General features: G+C 42.3%; 21 protein-coding genes. 11 read left to right on the top strand and 10 right to left on the bottom strand.

The genetic code is table 11. From position 1 onward, the window contains the following. Positions 1-147: 147 nt before the first annotated feature. On the bottom strand, positions 148-1,590 hold the full coding sequence (locus tag AC59IL_RS22770) for a tetratricopeptide repeat protein (protein WP_496554506.1): 1,443 nt from the start codon (positions 1,588-1,590) through the stop codon (positions 148-150). A gap of 287 nt (positions 1,591-1,877) precedes the next feature. Here AC59IL_RS22770 and AC59IL_RS22765 point away from each other — a divergent pair, with 287 nt between their 5' ends. Continuing rightward, on the top strand, positions 1,878-2,225 hold the full coding sequence (locus AC59IL_RS22765; protein WP_496554505.1) for a hypothetical protein: 348 nt from the start codon (positions 1,878-1,880) through the stop codon (positions 2,223-2,225). 5 nt (positions 2,226-2,230) lie between these two features. Here the strand turns inward: AC59IL_RS22765 and AC59IL_RS22760 are convergent, their stop codons facing one another. From AC59IL_RS22760 to purL, 7 genes are all read right to left on the bottom strand, one after another. Beyond that, a complete protein-coding gene (locus AC59IL_RS22760) occupies positions 2,231-2,896 on the bottom strand; it encodes a hypothetical protein (RefSeq protein WP_496554504.1) in 666 nt (221 codons plus the stop codon). Positions 2,897-3,226: 330 nt separating this feature from the next. Continuing rightward, positions 3,227-5,062 carry a membrane protein insertase YidC gene (gene yidC, locus AC59IL_RS22755; RefSeq protein ID WP_496554503.1) on the bottom strand — a complete coding sequence of 612 codons (1,836 nt, stop codon included), beginning with the start codon at positions 5,060-5,062 and terminating at the stop codon, positions 3,227-3,229. Positions 5,063-5,404: 342 nt separating this feature from the next. Continuing rightward, positions 5,405-7,054, bottom strand: a complete 1,650-nt coding sequence (gene pyrG / locus AC59IL_RS22750; protein ID WP_496554502.1) for a CTP synthase — start codon at positions 7,052-7,054, stop codon at positions 5,405-5,407. Positions 7,055-7,688: 634 nt separating this feature from the next. After that, entirely contained in the window at positions 7,689-7,862 is a 174-nt protein-coding gene (locus AC59IL_RS22745; protein WP_496554501.1) for a hypothetical protein, read from the bottom strand. 213 nt (positions 7,863-8,075) lie between these two features. After that, the gene (gene proC, locus AC59IL_RS22740) at positions 8,076-8,876 is read right to left on the bottom strand and encodes a pyrroline-5-carboxylate reductase (RefSeq protein WP_496554500.1); all 801 of its coding nucleotides are present in this window, start codon (positions 8,874-8,876) and stop codon (positions 8,076-8,078) included. Between the two features lie 109 nt (positions 8,877-8,985). Then, the gene (rfaD, locus tag AC59IL_RS22735) at positions 8,986-9,999 is read right to left on the bottom strand and encodes an ADP-glyceromanno-heptose 6-epimerase (RefSeq protein ID WP_496554499.1); all 1,014 of its coding nucleotides are present in this window, start codon (positions 9,997-9,999) and stop codon (positions 8,986-8,988) included. Between the two features lie 113 nt (positions 10,000-10,112). Further along, positions 10,113-12,368, bottom strand: a complete 2,256-nt coding sequence (gene purL / locus AC59IL_RS22730) for a phosphoribosylformylglycinamidine synthase subunit PurL (RefSeq protein ID WP_496554498.1) — start codon at positions 12,366-12,368, stop codon at positions 10,113-10,115. Positions 12,369-12,478: 110 nt separating this feature from the next. Between purL and AC59IL_RS22725 the strand changes: the two genes are divergently transcribed. From AC59IL_RS22725 to AC59IL_RS22705, 5 genes are all read left to right on the top strand, one after another. Continuing rightward, positions 12,479-13,399, top strand: a complete 921-nt coding sequence (locus AC59IL_RS22725; RefSeq protein ID WP_496554497.1) for a glycosyltransferase — start codon at positions 12,479-12,481, stop codon at positions 13,397-13,399. Between the two features lie 109 nt (positions 13,400-13,508). After that, entirely contained in the window at positions 13,509-14,405 is an 897-nt protein-coding gene (locus tag AC59IL_RS22720) for a glycosyltransferase family protein (protein WP_496554496.1), read from the top strand. A 228-nt stretch (positions 14,406-14,633) separates the two neighbouring features. Further along, complete coding sequence (locus AC59IL_RS22715; protein WP_496554495.1) at positions 14,634-15,761, top strand: glycosyltransferase family 4 protein; 1,128 nt, start codon at positions 14,634-14,636, stop codon at positions 15,759-15,761. 101 nt (positions 15,762-15,862) lie between these two features. After that, positions 15,863-17,131, top strand: a complete 1,269-nt coding sequence (locus AC59IL_RS22710) for a hypothetical protein (protein WP_496554494.1) — start codon at positions 15,863-15,865, stop codon at positions 17,129-17,131. 169 nt (positions 17,132-17,300) lie between these two features. Then, the gene (locus AC59IL_RS22705) at positions 17,301-19,496 is read left to right on the top strand and encodes a glutamine synthetase III family protein (RefSeq protein ID WP_496554493.1); all 2,196 of its coding nucleotides are present in this window, start codon (positions 17,301-17,303) and stop codon (positions 19,494-19,496) included. A 496-nt stretch (positions 19,497-19,992) separates the two neighbouring features. Here AC59IL_RS22705 and AC59IL_RS22700 read toward each other — a convergent pair whose 3' ends face one another. Continuing rightward, positions 19,993-20,607, bottom strand: coding sequence for a fibronectin type III domain-containing protein (locus tag AC59IL_RS22700; RefSeq protein ID WP_496554492.1), 615 nt, complete (start codon positions 20,605-20,607; stop codon positions 19,993-19,995). A gap of 1,162 nt (positions 20,608-21,769) precedes the next feature. Beyond that, a complete protein-coding gene (locus AC59IL_RS22695; protein ID WP_496554491.1) occupies positions 21,770-22,048 on the bottom strand; it encodes a hypothetical protein in 279 nt (92 codons plus the stop codon). 631 nt (positions 22,049-22,679) lie between these two features. Here AC59IL_RS22695 and AC59IL_RS22690 point away from each other — a divergent pair. The 5 genes from AC59IL_RS22690 (at position 22,680) to AC59IL_RS22670 (ending at position 26,572) form a co-directional block, all read left to right on the top strand. Next, a complete protein-coding gene (locus tag AC59IL_RS22690) occupies positions 22,680-23,069 on the top strand; it encodes a hypothetical protein (RefSeq protein ID WP_496554490.1) in 390 nt (129 codons plus the stop codon). A gap of 7 nt (positions 23,070-23,076) precedes the next feature. After that, entirely contained in the window at positions 23,077-23,367 is a 291-nt protein-coding gene (locus tag AC59IL_RS22685) for a hypothetical protein (RefSeq protein WP_496554489.1), read from the top strand. Positions 23,368-23,405: 38 nt separating this feature from the next. Next, the gene (locus tag AC59IL_RS22680) at positions 23,406-23,951 is read left to right on the top strand and encodes a hypothetical protein (protein WP_496554488.1); all 546 of its coding nucleotides are present in this window, start codon (positions 23,406-23,408) and stop codon (positions 23,949-23,951) included. Between the two features lie 162 nt (positions 23,952-24,113). Then, positions 24,114-25,835: a sensor histidine kinase gene (locus AC59IL_RS22675; RefSeq protein WP_496554487.1), complete on the top strand. Its 1,722-nt coding sequence runs from the start codon at positions 24,114-24,116 to the stop codon at positions 25,833-25,835. Further along, the gene (locus AC59IL_RS22670; protein ID WP_496554486.1) at positions 25,832-26,572 is read left to right on the top strand and encodes a LytR/AlgR family response regulator transcription factor; all 741 of its coding nucleotides are present in this window, start codon (positions 25,832-25,834) and stop codon (positions 26,570-26,572) included. The genes AC59IL_RS22675 and AC59IL_RS22670 overlap by 4 nt, the downstream gene beginning before the upstream one ends. Positions 26,573-26,811: the final 239 nt, after the last annotated feature.

Here is a 26,811-nt window from a genome sequence, read left to right as displayed (position 1 = left end):
CAACAGGCAATTGGCAATAAACAAAACGGTTATTAAAAGCAAGTTAAACTCTTAGACAGAAAGCCATTGGCCGGGCTTTATCATTGCCTATTGCCTATTGCCTATTGCCTATTGACTATTGACTATTGACTATTGTATTTTGTGCCTCTATGCCTTGTTGCCTTTTGTATCCTCGTTGCCTTTTCTTTTACAACGTGCAATTACATCTACAACAAGCTGATGCCGTAATAAGGCTGGATTGAGTTGAATGAGTTTTTTGAGCAATTTGGGCGAAGCAGTAAGCGCTGCTTCGAGTTGTATCAACCCTTCTTTGGTTTTGCCCAGTGCAAGGTAAATGGCACTGAGATAATATATGAATATGGGTTTGGCTTCGGTAATTTTAATAGCCGCCTTCACCTGTTCCAGTGCTTCTTCGAAAAATTCGCCCTGGTATAAACAGCGTATCAGCGCTTCCCAGCTCGATATATTGCGCGGCCGCTGGCGCACCACATTAGAAAAATATTGTATAGCTTCTTTATAATCGCCCAACTGCATTTTACATTCGCCCATTGCGAGGTTGTATTCGGGTTGCAGGCGATGTATCTGCATGGCAATTTCAAGCTGTTTCACCGCCATTGACCATTGTTCCTCATGAATATAAGTGCAGGCAATTTTATAATACAGTTTGCTATCGCCCTGGTTCAGATGCGAGGCTTTGCGATAATAAAAGCGTGCCTGCGCATAGTTCTTCAACCGGTCGAAACAATGGCCGATAGCCTCGTAAATAACATCTTCGGGGCGCGACAGCTCCAGCACCTTTTCCAAAACTTCAATAGCATCTTTGTATTTACGCAAACGAATATAGGCGTCGCCCATGTTGCGGTATGCATAGTCGAACTTTTCGTCGATAGCCACTGCATATTTGTAGGCATCAATTGCCTTTTCGTATAGCTTCAGACCCTGAAAAGCCGCGGCCAGATTAAACCAGGCCAGTTCGCTGTACGGGTATTCTTCAATGATGCGCTGATGCAACAGAATGCTTTCTTCGTTGCGGCTGGTGAAATCGGTCCAGAAACAAATTTTATATAAAGCCTCTTCGTTATTGGGCTCCTGCTCAAGGATCAGCTTCAGGCAATCGAATATCTTGTCAAACTCTTCATAATCGTCATATACATCAGCCAGTTCAAACAGCAATTCAATGCGTTCCTGTCCGTCGAACAGCTGCAGGGCATTTTCAAGCAGCTCTACTGCTTTTTCCTGCTGGTCGAGCGCCAGATATACATCGGTTTTTAATATGTACAGGTTGATATCGTTGCTGTCGAGCAATTCGGCGTGGTTGAGTATTTTCAGCGCATCGTTGTAGTGGCGGGTGGCAATTAACAGGTCGGCCTTTTTTATGAGCAATACCGAGGAATAGGGATATTGCTCAATGCCCATTTCGGCAGCCTCCAAAGCCTGGGGAAGGTCCTCTACATCATCAAAATAGTCGATTATTTTTTCAAAAGCCTCCTCCTCCAGGAAGGAATTTCCGCGCCCCGCTTTGAGATTCTGAAATTGCTTCACTAACTCCCTGATTTCTTCATTATCCTGTCGAAACGGATTTTCTCTCATGAATTTAAATAGTAGGTTAATGTAAAATAGGATATTCGACGATGGATTCCAATTTTAATTTTTGACATCTGTGAACAAGTTGGGCCCAATGATTATCAATATTTTATAAAATAAGGTCTGGTGTGAGAAAAAAAACCAACCATTTTGTTATGAAATCCGTAACATTTATGAGTCTTAACCGTTAAGGGAATTATAAACTTTCGGACAGACGGTTAAAGAATTCTAAATTTTTTTAATTACTTTTGTTTTTAACTATGCAAGTGAACTCTACTCTAAAACTTAACCACATGCTTAAAAAAACCGTCATCAGTTGTGCGATGATAGGGGCTGTTGCGCTTGCAATTGCCAGTAGCGGGGGTGGTGATAAAAAAAGAGCGGAGTCGCTTCGCAAACCCGATTTCACACCAATCCGAACTACTAATGGCTTCACGCTGAAGGCTGGCCCTGTTTATACAGGCAGTCATATATTCAGCAATGAACGCAACACCAACTACGTAAATACGGTAGTTACTTATCAGCAGGGTAATAAAGTATTCATTTTACCGTACAAACCACGGGTGAATATTACTCCTGATAGATCGTATTTTCGTAACAATCTGAACGTCATCGATTTAAAGATCAGGTTACGTAAATAACCCGATCAATTACTTACGTTCATTTTCTTACTTTCCTCATATGTCATTTCGCGATAGCCTGTTTTGGGTATGTCGAATTTTGATGCCGGCACAGGGTTCATATTGATCTTTGATACTGTGTATCTTATGGTCAATTTACCCTGAACCAGTTCATATTCAAGCGGTAATCCATTGAGGTTTTTAAACTGATAATCGTATTCCTTGTTTTCAGGAACAAGGTCGGGTGTATAATATACTGTGAAAGTAGTGCCTTCGGGCAAGGTAGCCGTAGCTTTTATACAGTTATAACCGGCTATGGTTTTCGTTTCGCTCGTATTGGTAAAAGTAATGCCCTCGTATCGCTTATTGTTCTCTATCCAGTTCTCATTGGTCATCCTGATCAGTAATTTCTGACCACTCACTTCCTTTAAAACAACCGATGTACCGGCTTTTGAGTCATGAATAGTGGCCGACGAAAACAGGGCACTGGTCATTTCGGCCCGGCTCAGGTTTCCTTTGATAAATATGGTTTTTGTATGTCCGTCGAGGGCATCGGCCATTTTAGGCTCATTGCTGCCGCTCGAAATACTTGCATCGTATACGAGGGTAAGCTCCGAAACCTTGCGCTGCGCGCTTGCGGTAACCAGCATACCAAACAGGCTAACCATCAGTAAAACAATAACTTTTTTCATGTAATCCAGGGTTGTATTATAAAGATGGATAAAGGTTCAGAATAGTTGCTGCCTAAAATACAGTTTTAAGTAATAAGTTGTAAGTAATAAGTCCTTTCTCTTCGACTTAATACTACTTTCTCTTCGACTTATTACTACTTTCTCTTCGACTTATTACTAATTACGTACAACATATTACTTAAAAACTTAAAAAGGTGGGCCTCCTTTATAAGAAGACCCACCTTTTTATATTAGGTATAATCCAGGGTTTGATTTTAACTACATTTTATAACCCTGCTGATTTGCATATAACTTATTATCAACGACTTAAAACTTACAACTTAAAACTTACTACTTCTTCTGGCCTTTTTCACGGGTAGACTGGGCATTTTTCTGTGCCTCCTGCATCTGCTCTAACCGTTCCTGCCATTTTGATTTGGATTTTGGCTTTTTACGGTTCAGATCAATTTTAGCCAGAATTTTATCGTGATCGATGATATAGTTCTGAATTACAAACTGTAATATAAGGGTTATAATGTTAGAAACGGTATAATACCAGGTTAAGGCTGCGGGTAACCGGTTGAACACAAATAATAATACGAACGGGAAGATGTACGGCATGTACTTGAGCGCCGGATTGTTTTGATCGGGCGTCATGTTCATATTATAAATTGATATCAGAAAACTGGTACTAACAGCCGTAAGCGTAAATAAGCTTAAATGATTACCAAGCCCCCAGATGCTAAATGGAAAATGAGCAATAATATCGTACGAAGCGAGGTTATCGGCCCATAAAAAGCCTACTCCACGCAAAGCAATATTTGAGTTAAAGAAACTATACAAGGCAAAGAAGATAGGAATCTGCAACAGGGCCGGTATACAACCTCCGAGCGGATTTACCCCTGCTTCCCTGAATAATTTCATTTGTTCAACCCCTACCTGTTGCTGATCACCGCCGTATTTCTCTTTCAGCTTTTCAATTTCGGGCCGCAGGGCTTTCATTTTGGCGCCGCTGAGATAGCTGGTGTATACCAATGGCGATGTAAACAACCTGATGAATAAGGTAAGCAACGCAATGGCGATACCCAAACTGCCGATAAAACTTCTGAATAACCCAAATACCGGCATTACGATGTACTTGTTGATCGGACGCACAAAGGCATACATATCACGGCCCAGGTTAACGATCTTATCCATTTCGGGCACCTGGTCTCTATGCTTTTTAAGTATGTTATAGTCGTTTGGACCAAAGTATAACGACATGGGGAACTCAGTGCGGGGTCCCAGTGGTAACCGGGCCTGTAAAGCGGTGCTTACTTCGGCGATTTTTGCAGTTGTGTCTTGTAAGTTCTTCGTCCATTTTACTTCGCCCGAAGTGAACTTATTCTTAGCTATTAAAGTAGTGTTGAAGAACTGTTGCGAAACGCTTACCCATTGTACCGGTTTTTCGAAGGTTCGGCCCGATTTCGACATCATGTAGTCGAAACTGTTCTCTTCATAAAAGCAAACGGTAGTCTGCTGCCGTTCATAAATCACATCTGTTTCATGCTGCATGGGCTGATTTTGCCAAACCAGGTTAAAATTGCCCTGGGTTAACAGTTTGTCGGCCCCGTCGAATTGCACCGTCCAATCGATCAGATAATCATCGGGGCGAATGGTATACTGGTGGGTAACCATTCCATAGTTAGGCACAGGCAGCTGATAAATAACCGTTTGGCTGTTATCGGCATTACGTACTATCCGGGGGGCTTTGAAATACAGGTCGGTTACCTGAGCACCCTGGTTGTTACCTGTATTAATGCCATATGATATTTTATCAAACGGGGTATTGTTCAAAAAAGCCGGCTGATTGGAGTTGAGCGATTTATACTTTTTCAGTTCAACTTTTGCAGGCTGCCCGCCTTTGTTGGTGAATGAAATTTTAACTACGTCATTCTCAACAACTGTTAACTGTTCTGTTCCGCGGGTAGCTAACTGGTTCGAGTCGGGCACTGCATTGGCTGCAACTGCGGTATCGTTCAGTTTAGCTGTGGAGTCGCGTACAAATTGTAGCCGGGCAAGCGAATCGGTCCGGCGCTGTTGCACCGCCTGTAATTCGCGACTGTTTTTGGTAGAAATAAAAAGATATGTAAACAGTAATAAAGCTAACAACACAAAGCCAATCACCGTATTGCGGTCAAAATTCATTATACTAAAAGTTTAGAAGAGGTGCAAAGATAGGGGTTCTTTGGTTTGTGGTTTGTAGTTTATGGTTTGTGGTTGCTCCAAATCAGTTTGTGGTTTGTAGTTTATAGTTTGTAGTTGCTCCGCGATTTGAGCTGTCACTATTATATTCCAATTCGTTATGTATCAGATCCTTGAAATTTTTTTACAGAAAGCTTTTCTTAAATTTAACATCAGGTTGCAATGTGTTGCATAAATAGCGAATTGGCTGAATAGCGATTCAGGCGTACAAGAGTGCGACGCAACAACAGCCTAATAGAATTCCTGCAGCTGGTAACCACAAACAACAAACCACAAACCAGAAACCTATATCATTTCACTTTGCAATAAAGGGTTCTTTGCCGCATTTTTTTGCTCGGCGTATTCTTTGGCTGCTTTTACAAAATTTACAAATAAGGGATGCGGGTTTTCGACAGTACTTTTTAATTCAGGATGGTACTGAACGCCAATAAAGAAGGGATGAGCCGGCAGTTCAACTATTTCTACCAGTCCGCTTTCGTTATTTTTTCCGCTTGCGACCATACCGGCTTCCTGAAACTGGCCAAGATAGCGGTTGTTGAACTCCCAGCGGTGGCGATGCCTTTCACTGATCATTTCGCTATCGTAAATACGACGGGCAAGGCTGCCATTTTTTGTTTCGCACGAATAAGCGCCCAAACGCATGGTACCGCCCTTTGAAGTAACTTCTTTTTGCTCTTCCATCAGGTCAATAACCGGGTCGGGTGTATCGGCATTCATTTCGGTTGAATGGGCATCTTTTAATCCCAATACATCGCGGGCAAATTCAATAACGGCCATTTGCATACCCAAACAAATTCCAAAGAATGGCAATTTGTTTTCGCGGGCATATTTTACGGCAAGGATCTTCCCTTCTACCCCACGATGTCCAAAACCGGGCGCTACCAGCAAACCATCAAGATTAGCCAGTTTTTCACTCACATTATCTGTGGTAATAAATTCACTATGCACGTTTATGATCTGCACCTTGCATTCGTTCAGGGCGCCGGCATGTACAAATGCTTCCAGAATCGACTTGTAAGCATCCTGTAACTCGATGTATTTTCCGATCAGGCCGATGGTTACCTGGCTTTTCGGATATTTCAGTTTATCGAGGAACTCCTTCCACTTCTGCAGATCGGGTTCCTTAAAACTATTAATATTCAGTTTCTTTAAACAAATAAGGTCAAGCTTTTCGCGCATCATGGCCAGCGGCACTTCATAAATGGTTGGCGCATCGGCAGCCTCGATCACCGCTTCCTGTTTTACATTACAAAACAGGGCAATTTTACGACGCAGATCGGGTGTCATGGCTTTTTCGGTACGACACACGATTATATCGGGATGCACGCCTTCCTGGCTAAGCATTTTAACGCTGTGCTGGGTAGGTTTTGTTTTTAATTCCTTGGCGGCTTTGAGGTAAGGAATAAGGGTCAGATGCACCACTACCGTATCTTCTTCGGGCAGTTCCCATTGCAACTGGCGCAGCGCCTCAATAAAAGGCAAGCTTTCAATATCGCCTACAGTACCACCTAATTCGGTAATTATAATATCAAATTCGTTGGTTTGTCCCAGCAACAACATTCTTCGTTTAATCTCGTCGGTGATATGCGGCACTACCTGTACGGTTTTACCAAGGTAAGCCCCTTCGCGCTCTTTATTAATTACGGTTTGATAAATGCGGCCTGTAGTAACGTTGTTAGACTGAGAAGTGAATATGTTTAAAAAACGCTCGTAGTGTCCGAGGTCGAGATCTGTTTCGGCGCCATCTTCAGTAACATAGCATTCGCCGTGCTCATACGGGTTGAGGGTACCCGGATCGACATTTATGTAAGGATCGAACTTTTGAATTGTTACCTTCAATCCCCTTGCCTGCAACAATTTTGCAAGCGAGGCTGCAATAATTCCTTTTCCTAACGAAGAAGTTACCCCACCGGTAACAAAAATATGTTTGGCCATATGTATGGTTATTTAGTCAGTTTCTTAAGCTTACCAGGGCACCCGATGGATTTTCCGCGGAGGTTTTCCTGTTGAATAAACCCATCGGATGCCTCTAAAAAATAATTGGATCAGGAGTATAAATATCATTCCATCACATCGTTAGCCCGACGTTGCACGTCTTTTTCTACACACATTTTTACTGATTATCCTGATCCACTATATTATTTGACCAGCGGAAACTTATAACTCTTATTTGGAAGAATAATTCCGGGAGGTCGTGCAAAGTTACGGCAAATTGTTCCGTTCAAACAAACCCTTTTTGGGTTGTGGAAAACCCGGCAGCTGGTTGTGGATTAGTTGATTAAAAACTGATTAAAAAGGGGTGCCGCCGCTTCGCGCCGGCCGGGAATGCATTTTTTGTTAGGGATTCTATAGTTCCGCCTTCGGCGGAAAACACGTTCGCCACGGATTGCACGGATGAACACAGATAAACCCTAAATATGAAATTCTAAACTGATAGCTATCCTTCATCTACGTCTGGATGCCTCAATACAGGTTTTTGAAACAACAAAGGGGGGCGAAGCAACACCCAACAAAAAAACCCCGCTGTTGCGAGGTTTATAATTATGTAAATAACAAATGAAAATTTCTATTATTTCATTTGTGTCACTGAAAGCGCTTTTAACTGATAGGGGGTGGATACTACAGGCTTCTTTTCGCTAAATGCTTTATTTCCTAATTCCTGCTTGCTTTTGGCTGAATGTAAAAAAACAATAGCTGCGATTTCAACAAATAGTATGAAAAAACTATAACGTTCTTTTTTCATAAGTTTATAATGGTTTGAGTTTTGGGGTACGGATAAGCATTTTCGCGTAGCAAAAGAACGAAATAATTACTGTTTATGCAAGGAAATATATGAGTATTATGTCATATTCGTAAAATTACGTACACCTATAGCAGATTCCCTACTTATCGTTATAATAACACAATCAATTACACATATATTTTTTTTGCAAATGCGTCATGACACAGCCTGGTACTAACTGTCTTTGGCAATTTTATCGTAGCTGGCAACAATGCCCTTTATAAGTGAAGAACTGAAACCCTGGTGTTCCATTTCGTTTAATCCTGCAATGGTGCAACCTTTAGGTGTAGTTACTTTATCAATTTCCTGTTCGGGATGCGTTTTCTTTTGTAATAATAATTCTGCAGCGCCTTTTACAGTTTGAGCAGCAATTAAACTGGCAGTAGCTGCATCAAAACCAATTTCAATTCCGCCCTGTATGTTTGCACGTATATAGCGCATGGCATACGCTGTACCGCATGCGCCCAGCACAGTAGCAGCATCCATCAGTTTTTCATCAATCCATGTTACTTTTCCCAGCTGGTTAAACAAATCTTCGATATAGGCAATTTGCTCACCTGTTGCTTCATGCGATGCCAGGCAGGTCATGCTTTGCTGAATGGCAATAGCGGTATTGGGCATAGCTCTTATTACCGACAGTTTTTTACCAACTGCCTGCAGCATATGATTAATTGTAACACCTGTTATAACAGAGACCAATACATGCCGTTCGGGGTTCAGCATGGCTTTCAGCTTACTCAATATATCATCTACCTGAAAAGGTTTTACAGCCAGTATGATCAAATCGGCAAAGCGAACCGCTTCAACATTATTGTCGCTGATGAGCACGCCTCTTTGTTCGAGCGACAAAAGTGTTTTGATATTCCTTTTGGTTATCAGAATGTGTTCGGGCTGGGCAAATCCGCTGTTCAACAATCCTTCTGCAATGGCCGTTCCCAGGTTACCGCCGCCGATGATAGCAATCTTTTTGTTCATATACTTTCTTTAATAGTCTGAAAAACCGTCCCGATAGCTATCGGGAGGAAAGTCAGAAAGAATTTTTCTATGGATGCATTTGTCTTTCGGACTTTCGGACTTACCGACTTTAATAATAGTTTCCTTTCGCCAGATAATTCCGCACATAATCATTCACACCTTCTTCGAGCGAATAAAATGGTTCGCTATAGCCAGCATCTTTCAGCTTTTGCATATTCGCTTCGGTAAAATACTGGTACTTGTCGCGAATATCTTCGGGCATATCAATAAACTCAATGACCGGTTCTTTATCAAGCCCTCTGAAAGTTGATTTTGCCAGATCTTCAAAGCTGCGAGCTTTACCCGTTCCCAAATTATATAATCCACTTGGTACTTTTCCTATTGCCGATTGCCGATTGCCGATTGCCCACTGTTCCATCAGCCAGTAACAAATTTTCAGCACGTCTTTCACATATACAAAATCGCGCAGTTGCTGTCCATCTTTAAATCCTTCCTTATGCGATTTAAATAATTTCACCTTTCCCTGCTGGTTAATCTGGTTGAACGAATGCCATATAACACTGGCCATACGGCCTTTATGATATTCATTAGGACCATACACGTTAAAGAATTTCAATCCCGTCCAAAACGGCGGCTGATCTTTTTGCTGCAGTGCCCATTTATCAAATTCATTTTTCGAAACACCGTACGGATTCAATGGCTTTAATGAATATACCACTGCATGGTCATCATTATAGCCTTCTTCGCCCGATCCGTATGTGGCAGCTGAAGAAGCATATACCATCGGAACGTTGTTCGCAGTGCAGTAGTTCCATACCTTTTGCGAATATTCAACATTCAGGTGTTGGTGCACTGAATAGTCAAACTCGGTAGTATCGGTACGGGCGCCAATATGAAAAATAAAATCAATAGCAGGTTTTTCTGTAGCCAGCCAGTCGAAAAACACCTCACGCTCAACTTTTGTTTGAAATTGTTTTCCCTGCAGGTTCTTCATTTTCTCAGGCTCGCTGAAATCATCTACCAGTATAAGCTGCGTAAATCCTTTTGCATTCAGGAACCCGGTTAAACAACTTCCAATAAATCCGGCGGCGCCGGTGACCACGATGGTACTATCTTTCTTCATTTTTTTCGTGAATGGTGAATGGTCAATGGTGAATACGCTAAACACAGAACGCTGAATGCCTAACGCTAATACACCTCATAGGAGCGTTTTGCGTTTCGCGTTCAGCGTTAAGCTTATAATGCGCTTAATGCATGCTCCGACTCGTGACCTGCCAGCAAATTCTCGATGGCGGTATCGTATTTATCTTTCCACGATTGAATTGAACCCCAGTTCAGGCCATCTACTTCAATGCTGCCCACGGTTACTTCACCCAGCTCTTCGCAGGGATGGTTACCAAGCGCTCTTTTAAACAATTCAATTTTGGCAGGGTTCACGCTCACTACCACACGGCTTTGGGCTTCGCCAAACCAATAGGCATCTTTGCGAATATTGATATCAGAAGCTACCACATCAAAACCAAGGTTGCGATTAAAGCCCGATTCAACCAGTGTAACAAACAAACCGCCTTCGCTTACGTCGTGGGCCGATTCAATGGCGCCGGCGTTTATCAGTTCGGCAATTTTATTCTGCAGCGTTGCTTCTTCTTCAAGATCAAAATGCGGGGCCGGACTGTATTCAACCTGTTTCACCTTATGCAGATACTCCGATGAATTGATATCGCCGCGGCTTTTTCCGATTAAGAATATCAGGTCGCCGGCATGTTTAAAGTCCATCGTCATTTTATCATCAACACTATCCAGCAATCCTACCATACCAATGGTTGGTGTAGGATATACCGCACCGTCGGGATTCTGGTTATAAAAGCTCACGTTACCGCCGGTTACCGGTGTATCGAATTTTTTACAGGCTTCGCTCATACCTTTTAAGGCATATACAAACTGGTAGTATACCTGCGGATCGTAGGGGTTGCCAAAGTTCAAACAGTTGGTAATACCCAACGGCTGGCCGCCACTGCAAACAATATTGCGGGCAGCTTCGGCTACAGCGATCATACCGCCTGTAAACGGATCGGCAAACACATACCGGCTGTTGCAGTCGGTTGTTAATGCCAGTCCTTTATTGGTAGGTTTGGCAATTACAACGGCAGCATCACTCGGCGTATTGGTCGTTGCAGTTCCGGCGCCTACCATGCTATCGTATTGTACATATACCCAACGTTTGTTGGCAATATTGGGAATGCTGATGATTTGCTCGGCAACGGCTTTTAAATTTTCAGGCACTTCAATGCTATCGGCATTGAAAGCTTTTATTTTGGCCAGATAAGCAGGCTCTTTATAATCGCGGGTATACTGAGGAGCGCCGCCGCCCAGTACCAGGTCGTTGGCAGGTAATTCGGCTTCGAGTTCGCCGTGCATATAAAAACGCAACATGCCGTCGGCAGTTACTTCGCCAATTTCAGAACATGGCAGGTCCCATTTATCGAACACCTGTTGCACTTCGCTTTCGTGGCCTTTTTCAACCACCATCAACATTCTTTCCTGGCTTTCACTCAGCAGCAGTTCCCAGGCCTTCATACCTGTGCCGCCATCGGCGGTATTTTTTTGACGGGTAGGCACTTTATCCAAATCGATGCGCATACCTACTTCGCCTTTGGCGCTCATTTCGGCTGTAGAACAAATAATACCGGCAGCTCCCATATCCTGCATGCCCACTACTGCGCCGGTTTTTATTACTTCGAGGCAGGCCTCGAGCAGTTTCTTTTCCTGGAAAGGGTCGCCCACCTGTACAGCGGGTAATTCCTCAGCACTTTCGGCGGTAATATCGGCCGATGCAAAGGAAGCGCCGCCAATACCATCTTTACCGGTAGCCGATCCTACAAAAAACACGGGGTTGCCGATGCCTTTTGCAGTGGCCGAAATGGTTTCGCCGTTTTTCACAATGCCCACGCTCATGGCATTTACGAGCGGGTTGGTATGATAACATTTTTCAAAATAAATTTCACCTCCTACGGTTGGCACGCCAAAGCAATTGCCATAGTGGCCAATGCCATGCACCACACCGGCCAGCAGGTGCTGGGTTTTGGCTTCTTTTAAATTACCAAAACGCAAAGAGTTGAGCGAGGCAATAGGCCTTGCGCCCATGGTAAAAATATCGCGGTGAATACCCCCTACGCCGGTGGCAGCGCCCTGAAAGGGTTCAATGGCCGAAGGGTGGTTATGAGATTCAATTTTAAATACAACGCCGAATCCGTCGCCAATATCCATCAATCCTGCATTTTCCTCACCGGCCTTTACGAGCATTTTTTGGCCCTCGCGCGGCAAGGTTTTCAACCATTTAATAGAGTTTTTATAACTGCAATGCTCACTCCACATACCACTGAAGGCGCACAATTCGGTAAAATTGGGCGTGCGACCCAATTTTTGTTTGATCAGTTCAAATTCTTCTTCGGTAAGACGTAGTTGCTGAGCCGTTTTTACTGTTATTTCCATGATAAATAGATGTAAAATGCTGATTACCGCACCTGTTTTTTAAAAGAAAGCGCAAAAGTACAAACAGTCTGTCATCTAATTGATAAATTTATCCCGATTTACCAGCTCGTATGATAATAGCCTTTGTCAATAACCATAAAGCCTTTTTGCCCGAAATAGACGCCTACAGTCGTTTTTTTTCGGGCTACAATATAACGTGTGAATTAGTTAACAAAAATGATCTGGGACTGCTGCACCGTCATGTTGAATGGTGGATGATGGGTACCGATCTTACCAAACCCAAAGAGGGCATTTTTAAGATACATGACTATTTTTCCTCTTCTTTACCTCCCTGGCGCCGATGGAAAAACTGGTCGAAAAGCTTTTTTAGCGCGCAACCCGACTTTCGCCTTTTTTTAAGCGAATATGTAAAAAAAGCTTATAGTATTCACGACCATATACCTTTTGGATTTCGCGATATGGGTATCCCCGAAGAATGGCTTGCCGCCGATGCCTCTTTACACGAAAAAGAATATGATTTTGTATATACCGGCGATTTTTCGCCCGTTCGCAACCTGCAACCCCTGCTGAACTGCTTCGCCACCGGTTTATTAAAAAACAGGACCCTGCTGCTGATAGGCCAGCAATACGAATATCTTGAAGAAATATACGCCCGGTACACCAATATCGTGTTCATGGGTCCCCTGCCCCATCATACCATGGATTCGTATATATTAAAGGCCCGTTTTGGTATTAATTATGTGCCAGACATACAGCCTTTTAACCGGCAAACGTCGGTCAAGTTGCTTGAATACGCGGCTTTGGGATTGCCCGTTATAAGCACGCAGTATGGCTGGATAGAACAATTTCAGCAGCAATACGGGGGCAATTATTTTTACCTGGAACCTGGTTTGGGTAATTTTAACTGGGAAAATATTACCGGTTTTTCTTATTCACCACCCGATCTCGGCAACTGGACCTGGGAAAAACAGATCCGCGGATCGGGGGTGCTGGAGTTTTTGGAATCGAAGTTTCAGGAGCTTAAATTTTAGAAATTAGAAACGTTAAATGAGAAATTAAAAATGAAAAAGTGAATACAAGTACCCTATTTCTCATTTTCCTTTCTTATTTCTCATTTTTCATTTTACATTTTTCATTTCCATGACCATCGCATTCATTCATCCCCATAAAGCGTTCATGCCCGAAATAATAGCCTATGTTGATTTTTTTTCGGCAATGGGCGTAACAACACGGGTCATTAAACCGCAGGAGGTTGATGCCATTCAATGCGATGTGGAGTGGCATTTTATGGGCCGGCATACCCGCCGCCATAAAAACCGCATCATCATTCATGAATATGCCTCGGCATCGGTTCCTCCTTTTAGTATTGTAAAAGATCGCATCAAACAACTCATCAACACCAGGCCCGATTACCGCATTTTTAATAATGAATATGTACTGAAGCAATTCAGGAACAACGATAAAGTGCCGTATGGCATACGCAATTACGGAATTCCATCGGGGAATGCTTATTTACTTCCCGCCATTGAAAAAAAATACGATTTTGTTTATGTAGGCACAGTCGATAAAGGCCGGCAACCCGAATTGTTGTTAAACTGCTTTGCCGGTGGTGCGTTAAAAGATCATTCATTACTGGTGCTGTCGCGCAATTACGATGCATTGCAAAAAGAATATGCCAGCGCCCGCAATATCATTTTTGAAGGCCCCGTGCCTTATCATGAAATATATGCGCATATACAACAGGCGCGGTTTGGCATTAATTATATGCCCGATATTTTGCCCTATAACCGGCAAACAAGTGCAAAATTCATCGACTATGCGGCCTGCCGCCTGCCTGTTATCACCACCGATTATGCCTGGGTGCGCGATTTTCAAAAGCAATACGGCGGCAACTATTTTTACCTGCAACCCGGCCTTTCGAATTTTACCTGGGAAAATATAAGCGGTTTTGCCTTTTCGCACCCCGACACCTCCAATTGGGCGTGGGAAAAGCAGATTCGCAGTTCGGGTATTCTTAAGTTTTTAGGATTAATTTGAAAATTAATCAATTTGAAAATTTGAAAATTGGCTGTTGAAATTCTGAAAGTCAATACAATATCCGCACCTGCATTTTCAAATTAACGGGCCAGGTTGATAATGTGCAAATTGCATGGTCATAATTTATAAGTTATATTCGCCCTTTTAAAAAATGTATCCCATGCCGAAGGTTTGAGAATCAGCGCATTTTCAAATTTTCAAATTTGCAAATTTGCACATTAACTTATTATGCCGGGAAATAAACGAATCGCTTTTGTGGCCAATACAAGCTGGAGTATTTATAAATTCAGGTTATATATAATAAAGGAGTTGCTTGAAAGCGGTTTTGACATATTTATTCTGGCTCCCCGGGATCATTACACCAAACAATTCGAAAACCTGCCCGGTGTTCATTTCACAGCATTAAAGCATTTCGAAAACAAAAAAATTTCTCCGCTCGAAGGCCTGAAATTGTACTTCGAATTAAAAAAAGCCTACAACAAAATCAAGCCCGACTTAATATTTCACTATACCATAAAAGCCAATATATTCGGCACCATCGCCGCTGGCAATCGGGTGCCTTCGGTTAGCGTGATCACCGGTTTGGGATATGCTTTTATGGAAGATTCTTCAATACAAAAAATAGCCCGCGGATTATACAAATTTTCATTGCGTAGTGCCCGGCAGGTATGGTTCCTGAACAACGACGACCTGCAGCTTTTCACCCAAAATAAACTGGTTGATAAAAGCAAAACATTCGTATTGCCGGGCGAAGGCATCGATACCCAAACTTTTTATCCGGCGCCTTACGAACCATCGAACCAACCCGTTACCTACCTGATGATTGGCCGGCTCATAAAATATAAAGGCATTTATGAACTGATAGATGCAATGCGTACGTTGCGAAAAAAACAACTGCCTGTGCAGTGTCTGTTGCTCGGAAAATTCGACGCCGAATCACCGGGTGCTGTATCTAAAAATGAGCTCGACGCCTGGGTAGCCGAAAAGCTGATCACCTATATTGGCGAAACCGATAATGTAATAAAACATATTGCCGCCGCTGATTGCGTTATACTGCCTTCGTACAGCGAAGGGTTGCCCTTGAGTTTGCTCGAAGCTGCCAGCATGTGCAAAGCCATTATCACCACCGATACGGCCGGATGCCGCGAGCTGGTTGAAGAAAACGTGAATGGCTTTTTATGTGGTAAAAAAAGCGCAGAAAGTTTGGCCGAAAAAATGGAAGCCTATTACCACCTTACCCCGCAGCAAAAAAAAGAAATGGGATTAAAAGGAAGGGAAAGGATCATTAACCGGTATGAGAAGAAAATAATAGCAGGAATTTACCACGATAAAATAAAAGAACTGATTGAGAAATGAGAAATGAAAAATTAAAAACGTTAAATGAAAAAGTAAGAAAAACTGCTTCGCGGGTTCCAACTTTCTCATTTCTAATTTTTAATTTGTAATTTTTAATTTCTATGCATTTAATACTGCTGATTGCATACGGTTTATTGCTGAGTGTTGCAGTGATTTGCATTCCCTTTATAAAAAAAAGCCAGATAAAACCCGTTTACCTGCTGATCTTTTTCTGGCTCAGATGCATTACTTCCTGGATACATAATATAATAGCCTACCGGTTTTACCCGAATCATGGCGATATATGGGATTATTTTGAAACCGGTAAGCAAATGAAAAACGTGCTGTTGCATGCGCCCGAAACTTTTATGCCGCAATTTCTGGGCAGTTATCAGGCAAGTCTTTCAGGGGCCGCTTTGTGGAGCGAAATATCTTTCCGTTTAATAGCAGGGATAAACATGGTGCTTAACTTTTTTTCGTTTGATAATTTTTATATCAACTCGCTGCTGTTTTCATTTTTCATATTCATCGGAAGCATTGCCCTGTACAGGGTTTTTATAAAGGCTTTTCAGGAGCAGCTGATTTGCGCTCTTGTTACGCTACTAATACCTTCTGCATTGTTTTTTACCGCCTGCATACATAAAGACGGCGTATTGTACATGTTGCTGGGATTTTTTTTGTGGTACTGGCAAAAGCAATTACACAGCCGGTTTACCGTGCGCGGCATAATCACCTGCGCATTACTTTTCGGAGGTATTTTATTAACGCGGGTAAACCTGGTATTCGGCCTGTTACCCGGCGTGCTTATGTGGACACTCACAGCAAAAACCAACTATAAAACATGGATGAATATGCTGATCACCACATCGGTGGTATTGTTACTGATGTTTATAACCGGCATGGTGCAGCCTGCCTATAATTTTTTTACCGCTATCAGTCAACGGCAGCATGAGTTTTATTATCTGCAGGGGAAATCGCGCATTTTTATTCCGTTGTTACAACCCAATGCGTGGAGTTTTTTACAGGCTCTACCCTTTGCTGTTATAAACGGATTTTTTCAACCGTTGCCCGGCCAGGGCGGACAGGTTATATACAATGCTTTTTCGGTAGAATTGTTATTGATCTGGCTCCTTGTTATTATGGCCGTTTATTACACTGTTCAACACAAAGCTTACCAAACGATATCGGGTTTTGGCTGGTTTTGCCTGCTGCTTACCACCATTCAATTGTTACTGATTGGCTTTATTGTACCGTTTATTGGCGCTATTATAAGGTACAGAAGCCTGTTTTTACCTTTTTTAGCGGCAATGGCCCTGTACCAGCTGCGGCAAACAAAAATTTATATAAAAGCAGACGAATGGCTTAAAAAGGCGTACAAAACATCTAATTAACAAAAATATACATATTTAAAAAAATCGCAGTTTTCGACCTTTTTTTGGCCTAAAACCCGCCACCGACGCCACTTTTTTAATATTTTATCAAAAAAACATCTGGGTAAGTTCAAAATTTTTTTTTGAACCTGAATATGTCGTTTATTTGCAAAAAGCAAAAATTTTAGTGATGGAATCATTACGTTTTAAAGCAATCAACGACCTCAGCACCCAGTCTAATGGACTGGCCGTTGAAGGTTCAACCAAAATTACCGCCATATTTGGTGATAATGTGTTTACATTAAAAACCGCTCGTGAGTTTTTAAGTGATGAAGCGTACAAAAGTCTGACCGCCTCTATCAAAGGTGGCAAAAAAATTGACCGCGCGATGGCCAATCAGATTGCTGCCGGACTGCGTCAGTGGGCAGAAAGCAAGGGTGTAACACACTTTACACACTGGTTTCAGCCTTTAACCGGCACCACTGCAGAAAAACACGACTCTTTCTTCACTATCAAAGGCGATGGCAGCGCTATTGAAACTTTCGACGGCGATGCATTGATTCAACAGGAGCCGGATGCTTCTTCTTTCCCCAGCGGTGGTATTCGTGCAACTTTCGAGGCGCGTGGTTATACTGCATGGGACCCTTCTTCTCCTGCCTTTATCATGGAGATCGGTCATGGTAAAACTCTTTGTATTCCTACCATTTTCGTTTCATACACCGGCGAAACACTCGACTATAAAGCTCCTTTGTTAAAATCGCTGGAAGCTTTAAATAAAGCAGCTGTTGAGGTTTGTCATTACTTTGATAAGAACGTAAACAAAGTAACTGCTACCCTCGGCTGGGAACAGGAGTATTTCGTAATTGACGAAGCATTGTTCAATGCCCGTCCTGACCTGGTAATGAGCGGCCGTACTGTATTTGGTCACTCACCTGCCAAAGGCCAGCAATTGGAAGACCACTATTTTGGTTCTATTCCTGAAAGAATTTACGCTTTCATGCGTGATTTCGAAGAAGAATCATACAAACTGGGTATTCCTTTAAGAACCCGTCACAATGAGGTGGCTCCTGCACAGTTCGAGTGCGCCCCCATTTTCGAAGAAGTTAGCGTAGCCGTTGACCATAACACCCTGTTGATGGATATTATGGATCGCGTTGCCCGCCGTCATAAATTAAGAGCGTTAATGCATGAGAAACCATTTGCCGGTATCAACGGAAGTGGTAAACACAATAACTGGAGCATGGCTACCGACACCGGCATTAACCTGCTGGCGCCCGGTAAAACGCCCAAGACCAATCTCATGTTCCTCACCTTCTTCGTAAACACTATCAAAGCTGTATACGAATATTCCGACGTTCTGCGTGCTTCTATCGCATCTGCCGGTAACGATCACCGCTTAGGCGCCAACGAAGCTCCTCCTGCTATCATTTCTGTATTCACCGGTCAATACCTTGCTAAAGTATTGAACGATGTAAAAGAAAGAGTAGGCGGCAAATTCGACGAACAGGATGAAGCCATCTTAAAATTAGATCTGCACAGAAGCATTCCTGAACTGTTGCTTGATAATACCGACCGTAACCGTACTTCACCGTTCGCGTTCACCGGTAATAAATTCGAGTTCCGTGCTGTAGGTTCTACTGCCAATTGCGCCAACCCGATGACGGCATTGAACACCATCATGACCGAAACGCTGAAGAACTTCAAGAAAGATGTAGATGTATTGATCGACAAAGGCGAGAAAAAAGAGATCGCTATCATGCACGTAATTCGCGAGTACATCGTAAGCAGCGAAAAAGTATTGTTCGAAGGCGACGGTTACAGCGATGAGTGGCACGAAGAAGCTGCAAAACGCGGCTTACCTAACGTTCGCACTACACCGCAGGCATTGGATGCTATGGTTAGCGACAAAGCAAAACACTTATTCGAAAGCAATGGTGTGTTGACCCATGTTGAGCTGGAAGCACGTCATGAAATTGAGCTTGAAAAGTATATTAAGAAAGTACAGATCGAAGCCCGTATCATGGGAGAGCTGGCTACCAGCCACATTTTACCGGCTGCTATCAAATATCAGAATGAGCTGATCGCCAACATCAAAGGTTTGAAAGAGATCGGACTGAAAGAAGAGGCATATGCTAATCAGAAACAGATCCTTGAGAAAGTATCTGAGCATGTGAACAAAATGAGCGAAGCTGTTGAAGCTATGATTCAGGCCCGCAAAAAAGCCAATGCTATCGGCGATACCCGCGAAAAGGCAATTGCTTATTGCGACCAGATCAAAGGCGAATACTTTGATAAGATCCGTTACAGCGCCGACAAGCTTGAACTGCTGGTAGGTGATGAATACTGGATTTTACCAAAATACCGCGAAATGTTGTTTTTAAGATAAGCTCCTCACCCCAACCTTCTCCTGAAAGAGAGGGAGGAAGGAAAGCTTCATCATAAAGAAGGTATACTGACATGACAAGCAAGGGCCCCGCCGCGAGGTGGGGTTCTTTTTTTTAGTAGTAAGTATTAAGTAGTAAGTTTTAAGTTTCAGCTGAAACAGGGCGTGTGGATGTATATACCATGTATGCTTTTAGTATATGCTCCGTATGAAATATATACTGTTTATATACTGTTGGGATACTGTTCGCATACTTATGACATACCGGAACCTTGCCGGAGGTATAGATGAAATATACTGTTGGAATACTCCTTAAATACTCCTCGCATACATAAAATATACATAAAGCATACTTCCGGTATACTAATGCCCTGAAAGTGTGCTAAAAAACAACCCCGCGAAATGCGGGGTTGCATGATGTTCGCTCGTGGAACTATTACAAAGTTGATGCACTTCGTCAGTGTTCAGCTAATGCGGGATAATATGTAAGAATTACCGGTTACTGAATCACCCTTGAAACAGGCGGCGAATACACTTTTTGCCGGTCGCGACCAATGGCAATTACACGAAACCAGTATTTGGCAACTGATTGAAGGTTGCTGAACGTATGCCGGCGTTCGGTAATGGTTTCGCTTATCCATTCGCTATCGGGCGTAACCGGATGAGACGTATACTGATGAATATAAGCCCGCGCTCCGGCTATTTTTTTAACGCGGGTAGTAGCCTCACCGGGCGGCCCGATTTCAACGGTAAGCTCATCGATCGGTTGCAGCAACTGCGCCTCCATTTTCATTCCTGTGATATCGAAGCCACTGCTCAGCAGCATGGTTTTATCACCTTTACTGGTCGCAGTTATATATTCAGCCAGTTCGCTCAGCAACCTGATAAAAACAGCTTTTTTGTCGTTTTTAGCTGATGACAGGGTTCTGTCGTTCCGGCCGGCTTTTGATACGGCCATCGATAAATCCAAACAGGCTACTTCTATAACAGACATAGCCGGGTTGGGATTTGGAAAGTGCGCATTGTCTTTCATGTTTTGCACTACGCGAAAACCTAACTTAAGCAGATTACCATCACTGCTTTTTCGGTAGGTAGATTTAATTTTAATAACCATATAAAAAGAATTTGAAGTTAAACAATTGAAATACCAGTGAACTAAACAACCTGCCTGCCGGCGCTGTTGCCGAAGCTATGCAACGCTATCGCATAAGCTATTGGGCGTTAAGGCCGGAGCTCCCTGCGATGCCATTTACTTTTTGCCGGATGCCTTCCCCAAAAGTTTTAGCTTTTAGTGAACGGCTGTCGGCATCGGACCATTTTATAGCAAGACGCAACAGGCAGATTGTATTAGCCCCGAACAGCAGTTTCTGTTTGAAGCAAACGATTTGCTGAGGATCCTTGTATTGTTTGCATGCAATTAACAATACCGGCAAAAGCGTTTGTTCATATCGGTTTCCGCTATTCATTACAAATATAATATGGCCAGAAAGGCAAATCCAAATGGAGATTGTCGCAAGTGACGCATGTGTCGTAAGTGTCGTATTTTCTTTTAGAATTTGACTTTTATCAAATGAAATGACATGGCAAACAGGTTCACGAGATTATCAGGTTGAGCTATATTTATCCATGTTCGTTACAGTTTGCCTCTTTTTATGTTTCTTTTAATAAAAGCCTATCTGCTTCGCGTAATTTTTACAAATCATAAAACCCCGGGAAAGCCTGCATGTTGAAATTTTGAAGAGGTATAAGTCGTTCAACGGTCATGAACATGTCATTTACACACAACCTATATCCATTGTAAAAGTGATCAGCCGCTGTACTGGCCGGTCTGCAGCCGTGGAAATATATTTATATGGTTGGCAGGCTAATTTGCAATGTTAAACATTCGCCTGCAATGTGTCACCAGGCCTGATTGAAGGGTTTGTGGTACAAGTGCGCCCCCTTGCCGCGTAAACTGAAGCGATTACCATTTGAATGGAATTGATCACCATCTTAAAGACAATGTATATCAGGCGATTTTAAGCGAGCGCCAGGCGGTTTAAAATGTCGGCCACGTGTATGGAAGTGTTGACCGGGCAGGATGATGCCTTTGCCTTTAAGGCGGAAGCGATGGCCCGGCGAGAGGACTCGTTTGCCCGTTAGGAGTAATCACTATACCTGCATATGGAGTCACAAACCTGGTAGGAAAAGTCAAAAATCCGGCGAGCGGTTTCATTTGTCCGAAAGGCGGAGTCATTGGCCGGACGGGAAGAAGCTGTTACCTGCACGGTTAAAGCTTATACCTCAATGGTTGAGTCATACACCAGGCAGGCTGAGTCAGATACCCGGCAGGCGGTTTCATTTGCCCGAAAGGAATAGTCATTGGGCGGGCGGGAAGAAGTTGTTGCCAGCGTGGTTGAAGCGTATACCCTGCGGATGGAGTCATCTACCAGGCAGGGGGAGTGAAATAACCGGCAGGCGGTTTCATTGGCACGAAAGGAATAGTCATTGGGCGGGAAGGAAGAAGCTGTTGACGGAGCGATTGAAGCGAATACCCGGCAAGTGGAATCATACACCACGCAGGAGGAATCAGATACCCGGCAGGCGGTTTCATTAGCTCGGAAGGTGGCGTCATTTGCTGGTCAGTTAGAAGCAGTTGCCTGCCTGGTTGAAGCGTATACCCTACGGGTGAAGTCATGCGCTATGCAGGATGAGTCATAATTTTGTATATCATTTATTGATTATAATATAAGCATCCATGTGGATTCACCCAATATTTGCGCCTCTGCGGTATGAAGTATATAATTACCTGCATTCTTGCCTGTTTCTCATTCTAATTATTAAATTTGACCTATTCGGCCTGGATTGAGCGGTAGCTGTAAAAAGCCTGCCCGAACGAAAAGCTGCAATCCATTGCAAGCCACGAGTTGGTAAGCTAAGCATCATGGGAAAAGCAATAACTATATGCGATGAATGTGCAAGTGAATACTATTCACAGACATCCAAAATGGAATCACTATGCCCTAACTGTAGTTTTCTTCTTTATGGCTATGACAATTGTTCCCACAAGTTTGAAAACGGGCGATGTATCAAGTGTTTCTGGAATGGAAATACCACACAATTTCTTGATAGTTTGCCTGAGTAAAAAAAATGCAGCATTGATGAACAAATAAGCCTAAAAGGAATAAACTGACGAATATAAGCGACATGGAGAAATCAATTGCTGCAACACTTTACCCCAAACAAATCATCATTGCTACCAGAGTTACAAATGAATATGGATCGATTTGGACGATGACAGATTGCCTTTCTATCCTCTCCCCTGAAGTTTTAAATGAAGAATTAAGGGTTCTATTTTTTATCGGGACAACCGGACGAATTTCGAACCTACTGATACAAGATTTGAAGGCTTTAGGAGAATTTGTAAGCCGTAATGTTGCCAGTCTAATTTGGGATGACAAAATCGGAATAAACAAACTGAAAAGTATACTTCTTTTTGTATTGTTAAGTTCGATTTTACTTGTAGTGCACAGGAAATTTTCGTCGGACGTTGGCTACTATTTTATGAACTTTTTCCGAATTTGCATCCTACTATAAATCTTAAATGCGACAAATATTCTTTGCTGGACCCTTCATTTTAGCATTTGGGAGTTGCACCAATTCTGACAATAAAAGCAAGTTTGATAATATTTCCTCAACCGATACCACTTGTATAAAAGCAATAAAAAAAGCCAAAGAAGATATAAGCATAGGTGAACTTTCACTTTGTTATCACGCAGGAAGTCTTTTATACGAGCCCCTGAGATGCGAAGAAGAAATCGATTCTCTTTTGACATTGTTTGGAATCGAGGATTTATTGAAAATTCAAAAAATTACGCATATTTTAAAAGTTTAAATCTGAAGGAGGTTTCACCTTCGCATAATAAAAATTGAATGGGTTATCCTATAATACTTTGGATCCTGGTCGTCACAATTATGTTGTTACATGGCATATTGCCTAAAAAAGTTAAGATAGTACTTGTTGCTATAGCGATCATCATAATTTTACTTCCCTTTTTTCCGAGACAATTGTTGGGAAAATGGAATTCCATTTCAACATTGAATAACAAAGAAGTTTTGGAAATACACCTGCAGCCCTCAGAGCCAAACTGGAAGGTAAATTTAGTTGGCAGGGATTTTATTATTTCCAACAAAAACCAGATCGATTCAATTACTCAGTTTTTAAGAAAGACAGAGGTGCGTTTCGCAGGTAATAAATTTAGCGCCTGGGAAACAAAAATGATTTTTATAACAACTACTAAAGACACCTTTGAAATAAAAATTGATAAAGCGAAATATGATAATAATAGTACAGTCATTTATACGTCTACAAATAAATGGAGACGAGATGAGGTCGGGAATTATTTGGAAAAGTTGACGAATTATCATCAACCGGTATACAGTGATACAGCGACGCCTGTTCCAGGATCTATTGAGTGACAGACTTCCGATAAAAAGCTGATTTATTGGGAAAGATACGGCTGCACGTGGCCGATTCGGTGATTGTGGCCCTTCGCTGCTAAATTCAGTTAAAAACATACCGGATTCAATTTTTGTATTTTTAGCGCTGTTGTTGTAAGCATCTTGCATGAAAACTATACAATGAAACAAAAAACGATCCTATTTCTCCTGGCATTACTCCCCATGTTGTTGTTTGCACAGGATAAAACCGTGCAAAAGCTTATTGACGGCAATCCCTGCGATACTTGTGTTGTAAAATATAACCTCAGTTATTCCAATGTGCTTCCTTATGCATTGATCGGAGCCACACCCAATCCCAGCAGGCTATACAGCGAATACTATGCGTTCAAAAAATCGATCCCCGATCAGCCATTCGAGCAAAACGCATTCCTGATTACAGACAGTATTGTGAATGTCATTTTTCTTACAGGAGAGGATGAAAGTGCATGGCGCACAAATTCATCCTTCAAATGGGATAAAAATTACGACTACAACGAAATTGAAATAAATATCAATAAAAATAATAAACAACACGCTGGCTGGCAGGTACTCAGTAATTTAAAACCTGTTGAAGACTACAGGATCAACCGCATCAGTTACAGCGAGGAAAAACAGGATTTTATCATCGGAAAATGGAAAAGCAGTCACCAAACCGGCGAACTCCATTTCATGTATAACGATGTTGTTGAAATAACACTTCGCAAAAAGAAATCAAAGGAAATTCTGCGCAAGTTCATCATTAAACGACAATTGGATCGGCCTGTACACTTTTTCTATTTGCAAACAGAGATCACTTCATCGAATGTAAAAAAAGTGATCCGTGATTTCCTGGGTGTGCAATTAAACAAGGCAGATCTTTTGCGTGGCGATTCAGTCGCCCAGTTTAAACTGAACAAAGGAAGCATAGGTATGCTGCTGTTTGAATCGCTTCAAACCGGGGAAGAGATCGAATACTCATTCACAGGAACCAGCAACTGGCAATCCATTCAGCGCCCGCAACAATCAATATCGGAAGGGTCTTTTCTGCTACTTGACGACAATGACATACCACCGGGGAAAACACAAGTGCTCTACCTGAGGTATAAAGACCAGCCGGTAACAATTCATAAAATAGAAATACAAGGCGTATCCGACATTACACAAACCTCTTTTTTCAAAGTAACAGCGGGCTTTATGCTCGCTTTACTTTTTTTTGCAGGATGGTATTTATTAAAACGGCGCAGGCATAAAAAACAGGTGGCAGCACTCAACCGAAAAAACAAAGACATTGAAACACGTTTATCTTTATTAAGCGGTCAGTTGAACCCCCATTTTCTTTTTAATTCACTCAATGCCATACAGGGAACCATTAACAGCAATAGCATCAGCGAAGCGAATAATTATATTGGCGATATAGCCCGGTTTATGCGCAATAGCATGGACTATGGTAAAAGAGAATTCGTTTCCTTACAGGAAGAGCTGCATCTTGAAACAGATTACCTGCAACTGGAACAAAGGCGTAAAAATTTTTCATTTGATTTCGTTATTGATAAAGCAATAAATGCTTCGCAAATCGATTTTCCGCCACTACTGCTACAACCAATACTGGAAAACAGTGTCCGTCATGCATTTGGAAAAAATAAAGAGCCTATTTTACACATCAAAGTATCTCTGGTTATGCACAACCTTGTCATTTCTATTACCGATAATGGTGAAGGCTGGAATTTAAACGAACAAGAAGAAGGCCACGGACTTGGACTGGTGAGAAAAAGAATTGAACTGATCAACGAGAAAATGCAGAACATGCGTATTGACATGAACATACGATCAATACCCGGCGAAGGTACAACCACTACTTTTACATTTAAAAACTGGCTTGCATGAAATCTTTAACCTGTTTTATTACCGACGATGAACCAGCGGCTATTGAAAGTCTCGCTAAGCTGATAGAACTTTATTGCCCTTTGCTGCATATAAAAGGTAGTGCCACTAATGCAACTGATGCAGCTGCATTTTTAGGTAAAGAGGAAGTTGATGTTTTGTTTCTTGATATACGAATGCAGGGAGAAACAGGCTTTGACCTTTTGAAGCAGTTGAAAGAACCGAACTTTCATTTGATTTTTGTTACTGCATTTGATGAGTATGGCATAAAGGCTATTAAGTTTTCGGCAACTGACTACCTGCTGAAACCGGTGAATCCGCAGGAGCTTATTGCTGCTATTCACAAAGTGACAACACGCAAACAGATTCAACTGGAACAAATGCAGCTGCTTTTACAATCGCACATGCTGCCGAATAGCCAGCAGAAACGCATAGCACTTGCCGACCAAACCGAAATAAAATATGTACTCATTAACGATATCGTATGTTGCGAAGCAGAAAACAGCTATACCACTTTTTACATTGGTGACAGTAAGCAGGGGGTCATTGTTTCCAAACCTATTGCAGAATACGAAACGCTGCTGCAGCCTTACGGTTTTTTCAGGGTACATCAGTCGTGGTTAGTGAACACTCATAAACTTGAAAGTTACAAACGGGAAGACGGAGGGTATCTGCGTATGCAAAACGGTATGAATGTACCTGTAAGCAGGCAACGGAAGCATTTGCTGAAGACTTTGTAATGTATGTAATGTTGCAGTTCCCGGCGGCACAATCAGCTTATCTTTAGTTTTTCAATTGGGCTTTGGTTATAGGCTGGGTCAACGTTCCTTGATTCCCACCACAACACAAAGCCCTAAATTGGGGGCTGGGCGGAAGAACACGTCCCACAAAATGTGAATGCCCGCTATATTGCGGGCCTTTACATTTTCTTAACAGTCGGGACAACTGGACAGTCTATATGTAAAAGGTTTCGGCGCAA

This window comes from Niastella sp. sgz303648 (assembly GCF_059587045.1).
The sequence above is the reverse complement of the archived record's forward strand: the minus strand, read 5'-3'. Positions and strand labels throughout refer to the sequence as shown.